This window comes from Blautia sp. MCC283 (assembly GCF_018785565.1).
Classification (GTDB): Bacteria; Bacillota; Clostridia; order Lachnospirales; family Lachnospiraceae; genus Blautia_A.
Map to the genome: position 1 here is coordinate 1 of NZ_WQQB01000051.1, position 549 is coordinate 549.

Annotated in this window: 1 pseudogene; it reads left to right on the forward strand. The window is 40.6% G+C overall.

Annotated features, from left to right (window positions below):
- Positions 1–549 (forward strand): annotated as a pseudogene (gene tet(O), locus GPK81_RS14920) (tetracycline resistance ribosomal protection protein Tet(O)); the annotation flags it as partial.

Genomic DNA, 549 nt, shown 5'->3' on the forward strand with positions numbered 1-549 from the left:
AGGCATTCTGGCTCACGTTGACGCAGGAAAGACAACATTAACGGAGAGTTTATTGTATACCAGTGGTGCAATTGCAGAACCAGGGAGCGTAGATAAAGGCACAACAAGGACAGATACAATGAATTTGGAGCGTCAAAGGGGAATCACTATCCAGACAGCAGTGACATCTTTTCAGTGGGAGGATGTAAAAGTCAACATTATAGATACGCCAGGCCATATGGATTTTTTGGCGGAAGTATACCGTTCTTTATCCGTATTAGACGGAGCAGTATTATTAGTTTCTGCAAAGGATGGCATACAGGCACAGACCCGTATACTGTTTCATGCACTACAGACAATGAAGATTCCGACAATTTTTTTCATCAATAAAATTGACCAAGAGGGGATTGATTTGCCAATGGTATATCAAGAAATGAAAGCAAAGCTTTCTTCGGAAATTATAGTGAAGCAAAAGGTTGGGCAGCATCCTCATATAAATGTAACGGACAATGACGATATGGAACAGTGGGATGCGGTAATTATGGGAAACGATGAACTATTAGAGAAATA